Origin of the sequence: Streptomyces iranensis, from assembly GCF_017874715.1 — a bacterium.
GTDB lineage: Bacteria > Actinomycetota > Actinomycetes > Streptomycetales > Streptomycetaceae > Streptomyces > Streptomyces iranensis.
This window is the reverse complement of record NZ_JAGGLR010000013.1, coordinates 207,761-222,729: the sequence shown is the minus strand read 5'-3', so window position 1 is coordinate 222,729 and position 14,969 is coordinate 207,761. Positions and strand designations below refer to the sequence as shown.

At 70.7% G+C, this 14,969-nt stretch carries 17 protein-coding genes and 1 pseudogene; 10 read left to right on the top strand and 8 right to left on the bottom strand.

Features of this window, described 5'->3' with window-relative positions; translation table 11 throughout:
* Positions 1-145 precede the first annotated feature (145 nt).
* Positions 146-556 (bottom strand): STAS domain-containing protein, encoded by a 411-nt coding sequence (locus tag J2Z30_RS24725; RefSeq protein WP_245388378.1) that lies wholly within the window; start codon positions 554-556, stop codon positions 146-148.
* Between the two features lie 261 nt (positions 557-817).
* On the bottom strand, positions 818-1,219 hold the full coding sequence (locus J2Z30_RS24720; protein WP_044581404.1) for an STAS domain-containing protein: 402 nt from the start codon (positions 1,217-1,219) through the stop codon (positions 818-820).
* 264 nt (positions 1,220-1,483) lie between these two features.
* On the opposite strand from J2Z30_RS24720, the gene J2Z30_RS24715 reads away from it, so the two are divergent.
* From J2Z30_RS24715 to J2Z30_RS24705, 3 genes are all read left to right on the top strand, one after another.
* Complete coding sequence (locus J2Z30_RS24715; protein WP_044570103.1) at positions 1,484-2,173, top strand: HAD family acid phosphatase; 690 nt, start codon at positions 1,484-1,486, stop codon at positions 2,171-2,173.
* Positions 2,174-2,411: 238 nt separating this feature from the next.
* The gene (locus J2Z30_RS24710; RefSeq protein ID WP_044570106.1) at positions 2,412-3,350 is read left to right on the top strand and encodes a beta-ketoacyl-ACP synthase III; all 939 of its coding nucleotides are present in this window, start codon (positions 2,412-2,414) and stop codon (positions 3,348-3,350) included.
* Positions 3,351-3,449: 99 nt separating this feature from the next.
* Positions 3,450-3,833, top strand: a complete 384-nt coding sequence (locus tag J2Z30_RS24705; protein WP_044570108.1) for a VOC family protein — start codon at positions 3,450-3,452, stop codon at positions 3,831-3,833.
* Between the two features lie 84 nt (positions 3,834-3,917).
* Here J2Z30_RS24705 and J2Z30_RS24700 read toward each other — a convergent pair whose 3' ends face one another.
* The 3 genes and pseudogenes from J2Z30_RS24700 to J2Z30_RS49845 all read right to left on the bottom strand — a co-directional run.
* Complete coding sequence (locus tag J2Z30_RS24700) at positions 3,918-4,640, bottom strand: helix-turn-helix domain-containing protein (RefSeq protein WP_044570110.1); 723 nt, start codon at positions 4,638-4,640, stop codon at positions 3,918-3,920.
* A 5-nt stretch (positions 4,641-4,645) separates the two neighbouring features.
* Positions 4,646-4,870 (bottom strand): hypothetical protein, encoded by a 225-nt coding sequence (locus J2Z30_RS24695; RefSeq protein ID WP_020868512.1) that lies wholly within the window; start codon positions 4,868-4,870, stop codon positions 4,646-4,648.
* A 633-nt stretch (positions 4,871-5,503) separates the two neighbouring features.
* Positions 5,504-5,671, bottom strand: a pseudogene (locus J2Z30_RS49845) (glutaminase); the annotation flags it as partial.
* Positions 5,672-5,843: 172 nt separating this feature from the next.
* Between J2Z30_RS49845 and J2Z30_RS24685 the strand changes: the two are divergent.
* Positions 5,844-6,434: an N-acetylmuramoyl-L-alanine amidase gene (locus J2Z30_RS24685; RefSeq protein WP_209468819.1), complete on the top strand. Its 591-nt coding sequence runs from the start codon at positions 5,844-5,846 to the stop codon at positions 6,432-6,434.
* A gap of 49 nt (positions 6,435-6,483) precedes the next feature.
* Here the strand turns inward: J2Z30_RS24685 and J2Z30_RS24680 are convergent, their stop codons facing one another.
* Positions 6,484-8,094: a Na+/H+ antiporter gene (locus J2Z30_RS24680; RefSeq protein ID WP_044570115.1), complete on the bottom strand. Its 1,611-nt coding sequence runs from the start codon at positions 8,092-8,094 to the stop codon at positions 6,484-6,486.
* Positions 8,095-8,171: 77 nt separating this feature from the next.
* Here J2Z30_RS24680 and J2Z30_RS24675 point away from each other — a divergent pair, with 77 nt between their 5' ends.
* The 4 genes from J2Z30_RS24675 to J2Z30_RS24660 all read left to right on the top strand — a co-directional run bounded on the left by J2Z30_RS24675 (position 8,172) and on the right by J2Z30_RS24660 (position 10,680).
* Positions 8,172-8,435, top strand: a complete 264-nt coding sequence (locus J2Z30_RS24675; RefSeq protein WP_044570117.1) for a UBP-type zinc finger domain-containing protein — start codon at positions 8,172-8,174, stop codon at positions 8,433-8,435.
* Between the two features lie 115 nt (positions 8,436-8,550).
* On the top strand, positions 8,551-9,096 hold the full coding sequence (locus J2Z30_RS24670) for a GNAT family N-acetyltransferase (protein ID WP_044570119.1): 546 nt from the start codon (positions 8,551-8,553) through the stop codon (positions 9,094-9,096).
* Between the two features lie 247 nt (positions 9,097-9,343).
* Positions 9,344-9,757 (top strand): ATP-binding protein, encoded by a 414-nt coding sequence (locus J2Z30_RS24665; RefSeq protein WP_014054819.1) that lies wholly within the window; start codon positions 9,344-9,346, stop codon positions 9,755-9,757.
* A 17-nt stretch (positions 9,758-9,774) separates the two neighbouring features.
* The gene (locus tag J2Z30_RS24660) at positions 9,775-10,680 is read left to right on the top strand and encodes an RNA polymerase sigma factor SigF (protein WP_371106055.1); all 906 of its coding nucleotides are present in this window, start codon (positions 9,775-9,777) and stop codon (positions 10,678-10,680) included.
* Positions 10,681-10,996: 316 nt separating this feature from the next.
* Here J2Z30_RS24660 and J2Z30_RS24655 read toward each other — a convergent pair whose 3' ends face one another.
* Complete coding sequence (locus J2Z30_RS24655) at positions 10,997-11,557, bottom strand: hypothetical protein (RefSeq protein ID WP_209468818.1); 561 nt, start codon at positions 11,555-11,557, stop codon at positions 10,997-10,999.
* Between the two features lie 80 nt (positions 11,558-11,637).
* Between J2Z30_RS24655 and J2Z30_RS24650 the strand changes: the two genes are divergently transcribed.
* The gene (locus J2Z30_RS24650) at positions 11,638-12,606 is read left to right on the top strand and encodes a diacylglycerol/lipid kinase family protein (RefSeq protein ID WP_044570121.1); all 969 of its coding nucleotides are present in this window, start codon (positions 11,638-11,640) and stop codon (positions 12,604-12,606) included.
* Between the two features lie 319 nt (positions 12,607-12,925).
* On the top strand, positions 12,926-13,183 hold the full coding sequence (locus J2Z30_RS24645; RefSeq protein ID WP_014054815.1) for a WhiB family transcriptional regulator: 258 nt from the start codon (positions 12,926-12,928) through the stop codon (positions 13,181-13,183).
* 206 nt (positions 13,184-13,389) lie between these two features.
* Here J2Z30_RS24645 and J2Z30_RS24640 read toward each other — a convergent pair whose 3' ends face one another.
* Entirely contained in the window at positions 13,390-14,859 is a 1,470-nt protein-coding gene (locus J2Z30_RS24640; RefSeq protein ID WP_044570123.1) for a sensor histidine kinase, read from the bottom strand.
* Positions 14,860-14,969: the final 110 nt, after the last annotated feature.

The following is a 14,969-nucleotide window of genomic DNA, read 5'->3' as shown; positions in this document are numbered from 1 at the left end:
GGTCCGGGGCGGAGCCCCGCACGCGGCGGAGCCGCATATCGTCAGGTGCCGGGAAGGGGTGGGGAGGGGAGGGGAGCGGCCCGCCGCAGGCGCGGGGTGGGGAGGGGAGCGGCCCGTCGCAGGCGCCAAGCCCCGCCGGACACCCCTAGCCCGCCTCCTCGCCCAGCGCCTCGTCCAGCGTGGCCACCGGCTCGAGCACATCGAGCATCCGCCCCGCCCGCAGCGTGCGGAGGATCAAGGCGTCGTCGCAGACCAGCCGCATCCGCCCGCCCCGCTCCCGCACACGCCGATGGGCCCGGCACAGCAGCCCCAGGCCCGAGCAGTCGAAGAAGGCGGTCGGGCGTAAGTCCACGATCACCGCGGGCCGGTCCCCGGCCGTGGCCGCGTCCAGCGCCGGTCCCACGCCTTCCACCCCGGCGATGTCGATCTCACCGTGGAGCTCCACGACGGTGTACCCGCCGACCCGGTACGTACGGGCCCGAGGAACGACGTCATCGGCCGGACCCTCGCTCGCGGGCTCCCGCGCGGCGTTCTGAGCACCGCGATCCATCGGCATCGGCGCATCACGGGGAGCGCCTTGCTGCATCATCGCGATATCCCCTCGGAACGGCACACTGCCCCCTCTCACCTTCGTCAGGTCCCGGAAGCGGGCAGGGTCGGGCATCGGGTGCGAAATCCGCCGGGTCCTCAGGCGACGTCCCGCGAGCGTAAGGGGGTGACCCCCGGTTACAGAGGGAGGGACGCAGCATTCCGCCGGTAAAGACCGCTCGTCCGAGTGAATTTCGGTTCTTACTATTGACACTTGGTCAGATACAGCCTACGCGAGGGCGTCACCGCCCCCTCCGCCCCCTCCGGCCATCGGACCCGCCGCGCCCGCGATCGCCGGAGTCAGATCTTCCAGTACCTCGAAGGCGTCGTCCAGCCGGACCATGCGCAGCAGCCGCAGAAAGCGCGGATCGCCGATGACGAGCCGCAGCCGCCCGTCCCGCTCCAGCACGCGGTTGCGCAACCGGCACAGTAACGACAATCCAGCACAATCCAGGAACGTGACCGGTCGTAGGTCCAGGATCAGATCCGGGCACCGCACCTGAACGAGGGAATCGAGCCGAGCCACGATCCGCCCCGCGGCGAAGATGTCCAGCTCTCCCGCGACCTCGGCGACGGTGACGCCGCCGAGCGCGTGGACACGGACGCCGAAGGCGGGCCGATCATCGAACATGCAAGCCTCCTTGACCTGGTGGAGGCGCGCGACACCGGAGCCCGCGGCCACGCCGGTCATCGCCGGGGTCCAGGCCGGCCCTTCAGTAGATGACATACCCATCTACCGGCTGACCAGTCAACGAACGGCCCGGCACGTGTCGTTGGCCTATTAAGGCCCCTCGGCCGCAAACCGTTACTCGCCGGTAAAGCAGAGGTCTTCTCATGTCCACCGGCAGCCGTGAACATGCCACCCGGCAACGCCTCGACGCGAAGGAAGTGACCGATGACAGCAGGACGCGTGCGATCACGGCGGCTCGGCATGACGACGGTGGTCCTCGCCCTCGCCATCGGCGTCGGCGGAACGGCCACCACGGCGACCGCCGCCACGCCCGGCAGCACCACCGGTGCCACCGGTACCACCGGCATCACGGCGACCACGGCGACCACGGCGGCGCCGTCGAGCGGCACCGCCGCCGAGGAGGTCGACTACGAGACCTGGCAGCGCGATGTTCGCGCCATCGTCGATGAGCAGGCCCGCCCGTACATCGAGGAGCGCACCGCCGACCCCTCGGGCGAGAAGCAGGCCATCGTCCTGGACATCGACAACACCTCGCTGGAGACGGACTTCGGCTTCAGCTACCCCCAGCCCGCCGTCGAGCCGGTGCTGAGGCTCGCCCAGTACGCCCACGACCGCGGTGTGGCCATCTTCTTCGTCACCGCGCGCCCCGGCATCATCTACCTGCCCACCGAGTACAACCTGGAGAAGGCCGGCTACTCGGTGGCCGGTCTGTACGTACGTCATCTGCCGGACCTCTTCCAGGACGTGGCGGAGTACAAGACCGCCAAGCGGGCGGAGATCGAGAGGAACGGCTACACGATCATCGCCAACATCGGCAACAGCCCCACCGACATCACCGGTGGCCACGCCGAGAAGTCCTTCAAACTCCCGGATTACGACGGCCAGCTCTCCTGAGCCGACGGCCCTGAGTCGGCTCTCCTGAGCCGCGGTCAGAGGTCATTCCCTTCCGCCACAACACCCGGCACCCGCCGGGGAAAGGCCGGAAACTCCAGATCTTGGCGCCCAAGATTGGTGAGTAACCCGAGCGCACGGCACGTCTGCTCCGCTCAAGACTGGACACACCGCAGACTGTCCGTCGAGATCTCCGCAGAATTGCGCGGACACGTCGACACTGGCGCTAAGGGGATGACCGATGACCGGCTCGCACGTACTGGCGCTCGGCCACTACCAGCCCGCGAAGGTGCTCGACAACGACGACCTCGCGGCCATGGTCGACACCAGCGACGAGTGGATCCGCAGCCGGGTGGGTATCCGCACCCGCCATCTCGCCCGCGCCGACGAGACGGTCGACGAGATGGCCGCGGCGGCCGCCGCCAAGGCGCTGGCCAACAGCGGGCTCGCCCTCTCCGACATCGACCTCGTGCTCGTCGCCACGTGCACGGCGATCGACCGCAGCCCCAACATGGCGGCCCGGGTCGCCGCCCGGCTCGGGCTGGCCCACCCCGCCACCATGGACCTCAATGTGGTGTGCGCGGGCTTCACCCACGCCCTCGCCACCGCCGACCACACCATCCGGGCCGGGGCGGCCACCGCGGCCCTGGTGATCGGCGCGGAGAAGTTCAGCGCGGCCACCGACTGGACCGACCGCTCCACCTGCGTGCTGACCGGCGACGGCGCGGGCGCGGCCGTGGTGGTGGCCGCCGAGCGGCCGGGTGTCGGCCCCGTGGTGTGGGGCTCGGTCCCGGAGATGGGCGGCGCGGTCCGCATCGAGGGCACACCGCCCCGGTTCGCGCAGGAGGGCCAGACCGTCTACCGCTGGGCCACCACCCATCTGCCGCCGATCGCGCGGGAGGTGTGCGAACGGGCCGGGCTCTCCCCGGAGGACCTGGCCGGTGTCGTACTGCACCAGGCCAATCTGCGGATCATCGAACCGGTCGCGCGCAAGCTGGGCGCGGTCAACGCGGTGATCGCCCGCGATGTGGTGGAGTCCGGCAACACCTCGGCGGCCAGCATTCCGCTCGCCCTCTCCAAGCTGGTCGAGCGCGGCGAGGTGCCCTCCGGCGCCCCGGTGCTGCTCTTCGGCTTCGGCGGCAACCTGTCGTACGCGGGCCAGGTCATCCACTGCCCGTGAGGGTCCCCGGAGGGTCCCCCCGGCCGCCCCGGCCCGCCCTCGGCAGAGACGTCCGATTCGTTCAAGACCGGCCGCCCAGGCGCTCCCTACGCTGCCCGTATGACAGCACGATTCGACGCCATCGGCCTGGTCGTCGCCGACATGGCCGCCTCCCTCGCCTTCTACCGCCTTCTCGGCCTCGACATCCCCGCCGACGCCGACACCCAGCCCCACGTCGAGGCCGCCCTGCCCGGCGGCGTGCGGCTGATGTGGGACACCGTCGCGACGGTGCGCTCCTTCGAACCGGAGTGGACGCCGCCGAGCGGCTCCCACCAGGTGGGGCTCGCCTTCGCCTGCGACAGCCCGGCCGACGTGGACAAGACCTACCAGGACCTCGTGGGGGCGGGGGTACGCGGCAAGCTCGAGCCGTTCGACGCGCCCTGGGGCCAGCGCTACGCCACGGTCCTCGACCCCGACGGCAACGGCATCGACCTGTTCTCTTAGGGGCTCGGTTCTTTAGGGGCTCGGTTCTGCCCCGGCCATCGCTGGGACCTGTCCCCGGCCGCTCAGCCGCATGAGCCGAAAGCCCTACGGCACCCTGAGCAGCCGTCCCAGGGGCACTCCCGCCAGCGCCCTGACGTCGCGGGCGAGATGGGCCTGGTCGGCGTAGCCCGCCGTGGCCGCGACCTCCGCGAAGGGGAGGCCGGTGCGCGCCAGGTCCAGGGCCCGGTTCAGCCGGAGCACCCGGCCCAGCGTCTTGGGGCCGTAGCCGAACGCGGCGAGGGAGCGGCGGTGCAGCTGCCGCTCCCCCAGGCCCACGTCGGCGGCGATCCCGGCCACTCCCGACCCGCGCGAGGCCGCCGCGACAATCGCGGCGAGCACCGGATCGGGCGGTTCCGCCGTCCGTAGCCGTCCGAAGGCCGCCTCCTCCAGAAGGCGCCCCGCGGCCGTCGCCGTCTGCCCGGTGGCGATCCGCTCGGCCAGCCGCCGGACCTCCGCGCCCGGCCAGAGCGCGGCCAAGGGCACCCGCAGATCGCGGAGTTCATGCGCCGGTACGCCCAGTACGGCAGGGCCGGTGCCGGGCGCGAACCGCAGCCCCACCGCGCGGGTGCCCGGCGCGCCGGGGGCCAGGTGCGCGTGGGTGTCCGGCCCGGCGACCAGCAGCTCGCCGTCCGGCCCCGGTCCCGCCTCGCTCCAGATCAGGTCCGTGCAGCCGTCGGGGAGCACCCGCTGCGGCCCGGTGCCGGCCGTACGGGTCCACACCACGGCGCCGTGGCCGATCAGCGCCCTCCGCTCCCGGTACTCGCTCAAGGCGCTCAAGGGACCTCGCGCAGATACATCGCGCCGCAGGAGTGGCAGAAGGGCCCCGCGTCACCCGTGGCCCACAGGTCGGCGGCCTGGGTCTCGGCGTCCGGGTCCAGCTCCCGCCCGCACATCGCGGTCGTTCCGTTCCCGCGGACCATGTGCCAGATCTTGACCGGCGCGCCCGCGACCCGCCCGGAGCTGCCCTCCTCGTATTCGGCGCGCATCTCGTGCTGCATGGCGGTACACCTCCTGCTCACCACCACTACCCTCCATGCTCCCGCCACGCCAGGCCTCGCGCCACCTCCACGGGCGCGCCGTCCGCGCTCGATGCTTTCCCCTCCCCGCCCCTTCCCGCTACCAGGGGCTCGGCCCCTGGACCCCGAGGCCCAGGACCGCGAAGCCCGCGGCAGAGCCGAACAATTCTCAACCCACCGCAAGCACCACGACCTACCGGACACCGCCGGACACCGCCTGACCCACGGCCGGGGCAAGGGCCCTCCCCGCACCGTCGCCAGGGGCTCCGCCCCCAGACCCCAAAGCCCAGGATCCCGAAGCCCGCGGCAGAGCCGAACAATGCTCAACCCACCGCAAGCGCCACGACCTACCGGACACCGCCGGACACCGCCTGACCCACGGCCGGGGCAAGGGCCCTCCCCGCACCGTCACCAGGGGCTCCGCCCCCGGACCCCGGGGCCTGGACCGAAGCCCCGCCACGCGGCGGAAGCATGTCGATGCCGCGGAAAGGGGCGCAGCCCCAGTTTCGGGGCCTGGGGCGGAGCCCCAGTTTCGGGAAGGGGCGGGGTGGGGAACAAGCCCGCCGCAGGCGCCACCACCCGCCGGACGCCCCCTAAAAGACGGACCAGCCGGTGCTCCCACTCGCCGACCCCGGTGACCCGGCCGCCGTCGTCGGCGAGGGCGATCCCGAAGCGGTCCGCATCCACCGAGGCGAGCGCCGGGATGTACTGGGCCACCCGACCCCGGCCGATCTGCGGCCGCACATGGGCCGCGACCTCCTCCAGCACTGCCTGGTAGTCCATGGGCGCGGTGCGTCTCCTGTTGCGAGGTCGTACGGATGAACCGGTCCGCACGATAACGCGCCCCCCGTCATTCATCACCCCATGTGTTTATGGGTGTGCGGCGGGTAAGCAAGCGAGTGAACGAGGCGGGCCGCGACCGGGGCCCGCCTCAGGACCAGAACGGAGGCGGGGCATGGCCTCACCCATGTCCGCGGGGGACTTCCTGGCGGCACTGAAGAACGAGGGCTTACAGGTGACGCAGGTCGGCGACTGGCGGAACCACAACCGGAACCACAAGGGGCCGTGGGGCCCGGTGCACGGGGTGATGATCCACCACACCGTCACCTCCGGCACCGAGGAGACCGTGGAGATCTGCCGGGACGGCTTCGAGGGGCTGCCCGGCCCGCTGTGCCACGGCGTGATCGCCAAGGACGGCGGAGTCCATCTGGTCGGCTACGGCCGCGCCAACCACGCCGGGCTGGGCGACGACGACGTCCTGCGGGCGGTGATCGCCGAGAAGGCCCTCCCGTCGGACAACGAGGCCAACACCGATGGGAACCGCGCCTTCTACGGCTTCGAATGCGAGAACCTGGGCGACGGCGAGGACCCGTGGCCCGAGGCCCAGCTGGACGCGATCGCGCGGGCCGCGGCGGCCGTGTGCCGCCACCACGGCTGGACCGAGCGCTCGGTGATCGGCCACCTCGAATGGCAGCCGGGCAAGGTGGACCCGCGCGGCTTCACCATGGCCTCGATGCGCGACCGGATCCGCGAACAGCTCAAGTAGGACACCCCCTGGCGCCGGATGCGGCGGGCGGCCGCGGAGGGGCCGGGGCTCAGGCTCCGTCCTCCGTGGCCCCCTCCCGGTAGAGCGCCGCCTCCTCCAGGTCCAGCCGCCGCAGCAGCGACCGCAGCATCTCCTCGTCGATCCGCCGGGCGTCCCGCAGATCCACGAACACCGCCCGCTCGGCCTCGATCATCTCCCGGGCCAGCCGCCGATAGGTGTCGTCCGCCGATTCGCCGGTCACCTCGTTGACCGCGCCCAGCCGCTCCCACACGGCGTTGCGGCGCTGCTCCAGCACCGTGCGCAGCCGGTCGGCGAGCGGTGACGGCAGGGCGTTGCGCTCATCGGCGAGCAGCTCCCCCAGGCGGCGCTCGGCGGCCAGCGACGCGGTGTTCTGCGCCTGGGCCTCGGCGAGGGTCTCCGCGTGGGGGTCGCGGCCGGGCAGCCCGAGCAGCCGGATCAGGGACGGCAGGGTGAGCCCATGGATCACCAGGGTGCCGATGACGGTGGTGAAGGTGAGGAAGAGGATCAGGTTGCGGGCCGGGAAGGGCGCGCCACCGTGCACGGTCTCCGGGATCGAGAAGGCGATGGCCAGCGAGACCACGCCGCGCATCCCGGCCCAGCCGACGATCACCGGCGCGGTCCAGTTGGTGCCGGGTTCACGCTCGCGGATCCCGGGGAAGAGCATGCGCGGCACGAAGGTCGACGGGAAGACCCAGACGTAGCGGGCGGCCACCACGGCCAGGAAGACGACGGCCGCGTACCAGGCGGCCTGGTCCGCCCCGTACTCCCCCAGGCCGCCCACCACAACTCGCAGTTGCAGTCCGATCAGCGCGAACACCGCCGACTCCAGAACGAAGTCGATCATGCGCCAGACCGCCGCCTCCTGGAGCCGGGTGGCGAAGTCGACCTGCCAGGAGTGGTGTCCGAGGTAGAGCCCGACCACCACGACGGCCAGCACACCCGACGCCTCGAACTGCTCGGCGACGGCGTAGGCGACGAAGGGGATGAGCAGCGAGAGGGTGTTCTGCAGCAGGGCGTCCCGCAGCCGGGTGCGCAGCCAGTGCAGCGGCACCATCAGGATCAGACCGACCACGACGCCGCCGATGGCCGCGAAGGCGAACTCCCGCAGGCCCTCGGCCCAGCTGACGCCCTCCCCCACCGCCGCGGCCACCGCCACCCGGTAGGCGGTGATCGCGGTCGCGTCGTTGAACAGGGACTCGCCCTGGAGGAGCGTGGTGAGCCGGGAGGGCAGCCCGATCCGGCGGGCGATGGCGGTGGCGGCCACGGCGTCCGGCGGCGCGACCACCGCGCCCAGTACGAGCGCGGCGGTCAGCGGCAGCTGCGGGATCAGCAGATGGGCGACCACGCCGACCGCGACCGTCGCGAAGAGCACATACCCGACGGAGAGCAGCGCGATCGGCCGCAGATTGGCCCGCAGATCGAGGTACGAGCTGTCCAGCGCGGCGCTGTGCAGCAGCGGCGGCAGCACCAGGGGCAGCACGATATGCGGGTCCAGCGTGTAGTCCGGCACCCCGGGTACGTACGAGACGACGAGCCCGGCCGCGACCAGCAGCAGCGGCGCGGGCACCGGGGTCCGGCGCGCCGCGCCCGCGACCACCGCGCTGCCCGCGACCAGCATCAACAACGGCAATACGTCCATCGTCCGGCCCTGTCTCCGTCGGCCGTCCCGACGGTCGTCCATGTGCTCCGCTCACGCGGCGTTTTAGTCTGGCAATCATGAACGAGTGCCCGCATGTTCCCGCACTGCCGCGTCCCGAACCGGAGCCGCGGTCAGACACCTGCCCCGAATGCCTGGCGGTCGGCAGCCACCCCGTCCAGCTGCGGAAGTGTCTGGTGTGCGGACATGTGGGCTGCTGCGACTCCTCGCCGTACCAGCACAGCACCCGGCACTTCGAGGAGACCGGCCATCCGGTGATGCGCAGCTTCGAGGAGGGAGAGGACTGGCGCTGGTGCTTTGTGGATCAGCTCATCGTGCTGTGAGATGCCGAGGCGTGGTGAGGTCCCGGCTCCGCGGACGCCCTGGTCTTGGCGTTTTCCGCGCAATGTCGGAGATCGACTGCCGCGTTTGTCGGTGCGGCCCGCTAGCCTTCACCACATGATCCGATCAGCGAAGCCGTCCGACGTCCCGGTGATCCATGCGATGATCCGCGAGCTGGCGGACTACGAGCGGGCTCCGCAGGAGGCGAAGGCCACCGAGGAGCAGCTGCGCGAGGCGCTCTTCGGGGCGCATCCCGCGGTGTTCGCGCTGATCGCCGAGGAGGCCGGTGGCGCCGGAGGGCCCGCCGGTCCGGTGGGGTTCGCCCTGTGGTTCCGTAACTTCTCCACCTGGACGGGCACCCATGGCGTGTATCTGGAGGACCTGTACGTCACCCCGCGGGCCCGCGGGGGCGGCCACGGCAAGGCGCTGCTCGCCGAGCTGGCTCGGATCTGCGTGGAGCGGGGATATGCCCGTTTCGAATGGCCGGTGCTCGACTGGAACGAGCCCGCGATCGGCTTCTACGCCGCGATCGGCGCGGAGGCGATGGACGAATGGACGGTGCGCAGGCTCTCCGGAGAGCCGCTGCGAGCGCTGGCCGCTCAGGCCATGGGCACCGCCGTGACCAGCGATTTCCTGAGTGAGGCGACATCTCTTTCGAATTGAGACCGCAAACCCTCTAGCCACGCTGCGTACTCATGTGCTTACTATGAGTGATATCGCGGCCTTGTGGGCCGGGGTTCACCCGTGATGGGGGCCGTGCTTCGTCCGGGCGACACCGAACCGCAGATCGCGATAGCGTCGCAGCCAAAGTACATACAGCGCCGACCCGTATCACCCTCCACCATAAGGGTTCGGGGCCGACGCTCCAATCAGCTCAGCTCAATCAGCTTGTGTCACCTTGGAGGTGAGGGTGTCCCAGATCGCAGGCGAGCCCGGGACCCAGGACTTCGTGGAAGTCCGGCTGCCCGCTGCGGGTGCCTATCTGTCGGTGCTGCGGACGGCCACCGCCGGCCTCGCAGCCCGCTTGGACTTCACCCTCGACGAAATCGAGGATCTGCGTATCGCCGTCGATGAGGCATGCGCGATCCTGCTGCAGCAAGCCGTGTCCGGCTCCGTGCTGAGCTGCGTCTTCCGTTTGATCGACGACGCACTCCAGGTGACCGTCTCGGCTCCCACCACCGACGGTCGCGCCCCCGAGCGCGACACCTTCGCCTGGACGGTGCTCTCCGCACTGGCGGGCAAGGTGGACTCGACGGTGGCCGAGGACCGAACGGTCAGCATCAGCCTGTACAAGGAGCGCGGCGCCGGCCCCGGACAGCCGTGACGGAACAAGGGGGCTCCGTGAGCACTGCATCATCGCGGGGAGTAGGTACCCCGGCCATCCCGCACCCGCCGGCCCGGCCGCATCCCGCGGACTCGGAGGCGGCAGGAGACCGACCAGAGCGGGCGGACCACATGGATCAGCACGAACAGGTGCATCAGCAGCACGATCCGCAGGACCGGAGTGGCGCGCGGGCGATGTTCGCCGAGCTGCGACAGCTGCCGGAGGGCTCCGCCGAGCGGGCCGAGCTGCGCAACAACCTCGTGCGTATGCATCTGCCGCTGGTGGAGCACCTGGCCCGGCGCTTCCGCAACCGCGGTGAGCCGCTGGACGACCTCACCCAGGTCGCCACCATCGGGCTGATCAAGTCCGTGGACCGGTTCGATCCGGACCGCGGTGTGGAGTTCTCCACCTATGCGACACCCACGGTCGTGGGCGAGATCAAGCGGCACTTCCGCGACAAGGGCTGGGCGGTGCGGGTGCCGCGCCGGCTTCAAGAGCTGCGGCTGTCGCTGACCACGGCCACCGCGGAGCTCTCCCAGCGCCATGGCCGCGCCCCGACCGTCCATGAGCTGGCCCAGCATCTGTCCATCTCCGAGGAGGAGGTGCTGGAGGGGCTGGAGTCCGCCAATGCCTACAGCACCCTGTCCCTGGACGTCCCGGACACGGACGACGAGTCCCCGGCGGTCGCCGACACCCTCGGCGCGGAGGACGAGGCGCTCGAGGGCGTCGAGTACCGCGAGTCCCTCAAACCACTGCTCGAGGATCTGCCACCGCGCGAGAAGAAGATCCTGCTGCTGCGCTTCTTCGGCAATATGACGCAGTCGCAGATCGCGCAGGAGGTCGGCATCTCCCAGATGCACGTCTCCCGGCTGCTGGCCCGCACCCTCGCGCAGCTGCGCGACAAGCTGCTGGTCGAGGAGTAGCGGCGCCACGGGGTGCTCGGGGCGCCTTTCCCCTCCCCGCCCCTTCCCACGGCATCGATATGCGGCTCCGCCGCGTGGCAAGGGCTTCGCCCCTGGACCCCGGAGTCTGGGGCTGAGCCCCGCCTTCCAGCCCCTCCGGCGCCTGAGGAGCGGGGTCTGGGGCGGAGCCCCGCCTTCCAGCCCCTCCGGCGCTTGAGGAGCGGGGTCTGGGGCGGAGCCCCAGTTGTGGGAAGGGGCGGGGAGGGGAGCAGCCCGCCGCAGGCGCCAAGGCCCGTAGGGCACGCCTCAGTAGGGCACGCCTCAAGGGCGAAACCGGCTATGCGTCGCGGGGCCCGATGCCGAGGGCCTCGGTCGCCGTCGGGTTGATCAGCAGCGCCAGGACGGAGAGGGCCACGATGGTGGTGGCCACTCCGATGATGATCAGCCAGCCGCCGTTCTGCAGCAGCGTCCAGGCCACCGGCAGCGCCATCAGCTGGGTGATCATCGCGGGCCCGCGGCTCCAGCGGCGGCGCAGCCACAGCCCACGGGCCGCCAGCAGCGGCAGCAGGGCCAGCGCCAGCACGGTGACCCCGAGCATCTCCGCCTGCTGCGGGCTCTCCGGATTCCCGGTCAGCCCCATGATCAGTACATAGACGCCGAAGCCCAGCAGCACCACGCCCTCCGCGGCGGCCAGCACCGCGGCGGCGGTCAGCCGGGCGGGGCGGGGCCCGGTGGGCGCGACCTCGGCGACATCGGCGGCACCGGCGGCGTCGGCCGCCTTGGCGGCCCCGGCGTCCGGCCCGGCCGTGGCCTTCCGCTCGGTCGCCTTCCGGGCCGTGGCCTTCTGCGCCTTCTTCGCGGTAGCGGACTTCGCGGTAGCGGACTTCTTACTGCTCACCCCAGCAGCCTAGCCGTCCTCGAGGCGCCCGGACCCTACCCCCCTGGGGCCCGTCGTCCCGGATAGGTAGGCTGGCGCGCATGCGCGCACTCCTCGTGGTCAACCCGGCAGCAACCACCACCAGTGCCCGCACCCGGGATGTTCTGTTCCACGCGCTCGCCAGTGATCTCAAGCTGGACGTGGCCACCACGGAGTACCGGGGGCACGCCCGCGACCTGGCCCGGCGGGCGGTCGACGGCGGCACTCATGAACTGGTCGTGGCGTTCGGCGGCGACGGCACCGTCAACGAGGTCGTCAACGGACTGCTGCACCATGGCCCCGCCCCGCAGGAGTTGCCCCGGCTCGCGGTCGTGCCCGGCGGCTCCACCAATGTCTTCGCCCGCGCCCTCGGGCTGCCCAATGACGCCGTCGAGGCGACCGGCGCCCTGCTGGACGCGTTGAGAGACGGCACCGAGCGCACCGTGGGCCTCGGACTCGCGGGCGGCACTCCGGGCACCCGGGACGAGTCGGTCCCGGCCCGCTGGTTCACCTTCTGCGCCGGGCTCGGCTTCGACGCGAGCGTCATCGGCCGGGTCGAGCAGCAGCGCGAGCGCGGTAAGCGGTCCACCCACGCGCTCTACATACGGCAGATGGTGCGGCAGTTCATGGGGGAGCCGCACCGGCGGCAGGGCACCATCACCATCGGGCGGCCGGGCGAGGATCCGATCGAGGAGCTCGCGCTGTCGATAGTCTGCAACACCTCTCCGTGGACCTTTCTGGGCAACCGCCCGGTCTACGCGGCGCCCCAGGCGTCCTTCGACACCGCCCTCGACGTGCTGGGACTCGCCAAGCTGTCGGCGCCGGCGATGACCCGCTACGCGACCCAGCTGCTGATGTCGACACCCGAGCGCGGGCCCCGCGGCAAGCATGTGGTAGCGCTTCACGATCTGACGGACTTCACCTTGCAATCCCAGGCGCCACTGCCGTTCCAGATGGACGGTGACCATCTGGGACTGCGTACGAGCGTGACGTTCACAGGCGTACGCCGTGCACTGGGTGTGATTGTGTGAGTGAGACCGCAAAAAGTCCTTCCAGTCGAACGTTTACCCTGGACTCCACCCACCGGAAGTACGGCTGTGACCGAGCCGACACCAAGGAATCAAAAAAAACTTTCCGGAAGGGGTTGTATCCGTCGCCGAGGTTTGCGAGTCTCTTCTTGGCGATCGGGACGGCCTTCTGAAAGGCCCCCTTGAGAGCCCGAACCCCCTCCTCATTCCACAGGACCGCACCAGCCCCAACTGGTGTGGCGGCCCTGCCCTTGCGGGGGGATTCGTGAAAGCGTTCACATTCACAAGCAACGAGCCCGCAATACGAGGAGATGGAGCAGCCATGGACTGGCGTCACAACGCCGTTTGCCGCGAGGAAGACCCCGAGCTGTTCTTCCCCATCGGCAACACCGGTCCCGCGCTGCTGCAGATCGAGGAAGCCAAGGCCGTCTGCCGCCGCTGCCCCGTCATGGAGCAGTGCCTGCAGTGGGCGCTTGAGTCCGGCCAGGACTCCGGCGTCTGGGGTGGAATGAGCGAAGACGAGCGCCGCGCCATGAAGCGCCGTGCCGCTCGCAACCGGGCACGCAACGCCAGCGCCTGAAGCCCGGCACCCCGTGGCCCCCGAGCCGCAGCGCGTAGAACCCCCGATGCGCACAGCAAATTGAGCTTTGAGCCCCGGACCGGATGGGTCCGGGGCTCAGTGCTTTCCGGGCCCACGACAATCCCGATGCCAACCCCGATGACATTCCCGATGCCAACCCCGGTGGCGGTGCTGATAACGATGCGGACAACGATGTGCTCAGCACATCAGTGCTTCTCCGCACCCACCGGGAAGTCCAGCATCACCCGGGTGCCGCGCTCCGGGGCGGGCACCATGTCGAACGTCCCGCCCAGCTCCCCCTCCACCAGGGTGCGGACGATCTGAAGCCCCAGGTTTCCGGCCCGCTGCGGGTCGAACCCCTCGGGCAGCCCGCACCCGTCGTCCTGGACGATCACCGCCAGCCGGCTCTCCTCACCGCTGCCCCCGCGCACCGCCGAGACCTCGACCGTGCCCTGCTCCCCCGGTCCGAAGCCGTGCTCCAGCGCGTTCTGCAGTACCTCGGTGAGGACCATGGACAGCGGGGTGGCCACCTCGGCGTCGAGGATGCCGAACCGTCCGGTGCGGCGGCCGGTCACCTTGCCGGGCGATATCTCGGCCACCATCGCCAGCACCCGGTCGGCAATGTCGTCGAACTCGACCCGCTCGTCGAGGTTCTGCGAGAGGGTCTCGTGGACGATGGCGATCGAGCCGACCCTGCGCACCGCCTCGTTGAGCGCCTCCCGCCCCTGCGCCGAGTCCATGCGGCGGGCCTGGAGCCGCAACAGGGCCGCCACCGTCTGGAGGTTGTTCTTCACCCGGTGGTGGATCTCCCGGATGGTGGCGTCCTTGGTGATCAACTCGCGCTCGCGGCGACGCAGTTCGGTGACGTCCCGCAGCAGCACCAGCGAGCCGATGTGCAGCCCCTTGGGCTTGAGCGGAATGGCCCGCAGCTGGATGACCCCGTCGCCGCCCTCGACCTCGAACTCCCGGGGCGCCCAGCCGCTGGCCAGTTTGACCAGCGCCTCGTCCACCGGGCCGCGCACCGGGGCGAGTTGGGCGGTGGTCTTGCCCAGGTGGTGGCCGACGAGATCGGCGGCGAGGCCCAGCCGGTGGTAGGCGGAGAGCGCGTTGGGGCTCGCGTACTGGACCACCCCGTCCGCGTCGAGCCGGATCAGCCCGTCGCCCGCGCGCGGTGAAGCGTCCATGTCGACCTGCTGGTTGGGAAACGGAAACGATCCAGCGGCGATCATCTGGGCGAGGTCGGACGCGCTCTGGAGATAGGTGAGCTCCAGCCGGCTGGGGGTCCGTACGGTCAGCAGATTGGTGTTCCGCGCGATCACCCCGAGGACCCGGCTCTCCCGCCGGACCGGGATGGACTCCACCCGGACCGGTACCTCCTCGCGCCACTCGGGGTCGCCCTCCCGGACGATCCGGCCCTCGTCCAGGGCGGCGTCCAGCATGGGACGGCGGCCACGGGGGACGAGATGGCCGACCATGTCGTCCTGGTAGGAGGTGGGCCCGGTGTTCGGCCGCATCTGGGCCACGGAGACATACCGGGTGCCGTCGCTGGTGGGGACCCACAGCACGAGATCGGCGAAGGAGAGGTCGGAGAGCAGCTGCCACTCCGAGACCAGCAGGTGGAGCCACTCGAGATCGGAATCGTCGAGTGCGGTGTGCTGGCGTACGAGGTCGTTCATGGAGGGCACGTTGTGAGCCTACCCTCACTGGTGGATTAGCCTATTCGCGCATAAGCATGGACAGACAGCAGTGGTCTAGTCCAGAATATCGAGCACTGCGATCTTCCGCT

Excerpts from the sequence above, each read along its gene's own strand:
- J2Z30_RS24725 (WP_245388378.1), bottom strand. The coding sequence starts at position 556 with ATGCCGATGGATCGCGGTGCTCAGAACGCCGCGCGGGAGCCCGCGAGC.
- J2Z30_RS24720 (WP_044581404.1), bottom strand. The coding sequence starts at position 1,219 with ATGTTCGATGATCGGCCCGCCTTCGGCGTCCGTGTCCACGCGCTCGGC.
- J2Z30_RS24715 (WP_044570103.1), top strand. The coding sequence starts at position 1,484 with ATGACAGCAGGACGCGTGCGATCACGGCGGCTCGGCATGACGACGGTG.
- J2Z30_RS24710 (WP_044570106.1), top strand. The coding sequence starts at position 2,412 with ATGACCGGCTCGCACGTACTGGCGCTCGGCCACTACCAGCCCGCGAAG.
- J2Z30_RS24705 (WP_044570108.1), top strand. The coding sequence starts at position 3,450 with ATGACAGCACGATTCGACGCCATCGGCCTGGTCGTCGCCGACATGGCC.
- J2Z30_RS24695 (WP_020868512.1), bottom strand. The coding sequence starts at position 4,870 with ATGCAGCACGAGATGCGCGCCGAATACGAGGAGGGCAGCTCCGGGCGG.
- J2Z30_RS24685 (WP_209468819.1), top strand. The coding sequence starts at position 5,844 with ATGGCCTCACCCATGTCCGCGGGGGACTTCCTGGCGGCACTGAAGAAC.
- J2Z30_RS24680 (WP_044570115.1), bottom strand. The coding sequence starts at position 8,094 with ATGGACGTATTGCCGTTGTTGATGCTGGTCGCGGGCAGCGCGGTGGTC.
- J2Z30_RS24675 (WP_044570117.1), top strand. The coding sequence starts at position 8,172 with ATGAACGAGTGCCCGCATGTTCCCGCACTGCCGCGTCCCGAACCGGAG.
- J2Z30_RS24670 (WP_044570119.1), top strand. The coding sequence starts at position 8,551 with ATGATCCGATCAGCGAAGCCGTCCGACGTCCCGGTGATCCATGCGATG.
- J2Z30_RS24650 (WP_044570121.1), top strand. The coding sequence starts at position 11,638 with ATGCGCGCACTCCTCGTGGTCAACCCGGCAGCAACCACCACCAGTGCC.
- J2Z30_RS24645 (WP_014054815.1), top strand. The coding sequence starts at position 12,926 with ATGGACTGGCGTCACAACGCCGTTTGCCGCGAGGAAGACCCCGAGCTG.
- J2Z30_RS24640 (WP_044570123.1), bottom strand. The coding sequence starts at position 14,859 with ATGAACGACCTCGTACGCCAGCACACCGCACTCGACGATTCCGATCTC.